Raw genomic sequence first — 1,513 nt, forward strand, 5'->3', positions numbered from 1 at the left:
TGCTGTCGCGGATGGGTGCGGGGAAGGACATTCCGGTGGGTACGGCGGTGGCGGGGCGTGGGGATGCTGCTTTGGACGGGTTGGTGGGGTTCTTCGTCAATACGTTGGTGTTGCGGAGTGATGTGAGTGGTGACCCGAGTTTTGTGGAGTTGTTGTCGCGGGTGCGGGAGGGGGATGTGGATGCGTATGCCCATCAGGATGTGCCGTTTGAGCGGTTGGTGGAGGATCTGAATCCTGCTCGGTCGTTGGGGCGTAATCCGTTGTTCCAGGTGTCGTTGGGGCTTCAGGGTGCGCCTGCGGTGGGTGAGGGGCGGTTGTGGGATCTGCCGGGGTTGCGGGTGCGTCCGTTGGAGTCGGGGGCGGAGGCTTCGGCGCGGGTGGATCTGGCCTTGGATATGGCCGAGCACCGCGACGGTGACGGGAATCCGGCCGGGATCCGCGGTGCGTTCCTCTACGCTACCGACCTCTTTGACGAACGGACGGTAGTGGGGCTGGCCGAGCGGCTGGTACGGGTGTTGGAGCAGGTCGCCTCGGATCCCGCGGCGCGGGTGAGCGAGGTCGCCGTACTGGGCCCGGACGAGCGGGCGCGGGTGCTGGACGAGTGGAACGCGACCGAGCGTGACGTTCCCGTGCGGCCGTTGGGCGAACTCTTCGACGCGCGGGCGGCCGTCTCTCCGGATGCGGTGGCGGTGGTGGGTGCGGGTGGTGAGGAGTGGTCGTATGGGGAGTTGGGGGAGCGGTCGGATCGGGTGGCGGGTGTGTTGGCCGCGCGGGGTGTGGGGCGTGGTGATTTGGTTGCTGTGGTGTTGGAGCGGTCGGTGGATGTGGTGGCGGTGTTGTTGGGGGTGGTGAAGGCGGGTGCGGGGTTCGTTCCGGTGGATCCGGCGTATCCGGCCGAGCGGATCGGGTGGATGGTTGAGGATGCGGGGCCGGTGTTGGTGGTGTGCTCTGAGGGGACTCGGGGGTTGGTTCCGGCCGGGGTCGGGTGTCTGGTGTGGGATCCGTCGGATGTGGCGGTGGAGTCTCCGTCTGCGGTTTCGGTGGATGTCGATGAGGTGGCGTATGTGATCTATACGTCGGGTTCGACGGGTCGTCCCAAGGGCGTGGCGGTCACACATCGCGGCATCGGGAACCTCGTCAGTGCCCAGATCGAGCGGTTTGCGGTGGGTGCCGACGCGCGGGTGCTGCAGCTGGCCTCGCTGAGCTTCGACGCTTCGGTGTGGGAGATGGTGATGGCGCTGCTTTCGGGCGCCGCGCTGGTGATGGCGGGCCCGGACAGGCTTCCGCCCCATGGGTCGTTGACCGAGGTGGTGGCGGAGTTCGGTGTCACGCATGTGACGGTGTCGCCGTCGGTGCTGGCCATGGTGGATGGGTTGCCCGAGAGCCTGGGCACGGTGGTGGTGGCGAGCGAGGTGTGCCCGCCGGGGCTGGTGGAGCGGTGGGCGCCTGGGCGGCGGGTGGTCAATGCGTACGGTCCGACCGAGGTGACCGTGTGCGCGACGATGAGCGAGCC

At 67.8% G+C, this 1,513-nt stretch carries 1 protein-coding gene; it reads left to right on the forward strand.

Translation table 11 applies throughout. The annotated features are described in order from the left end of the window. Nucleotides 1-35: 35 nt before the first annotated feature. Nucleotides 36-1,513, forward strand: a 1,478-nt coding sequence (locus tag VT50_RS37435) for a non-ribosomal peptide synthetase (RefSeq protein ID WP_240529487.1), incomplete at its 3' end; no start/stop codon positions are given.

Origin of the sequence: Streptomyces antioxidans, from assembly GCF_000968685.2 — a bacterium.
Lineage (GTDB): Bacteria > Actinomycetota > Actinomycetes > Streptomycetales > Streptomycetaceae > Streptomyces > Streptomyces antioxidans.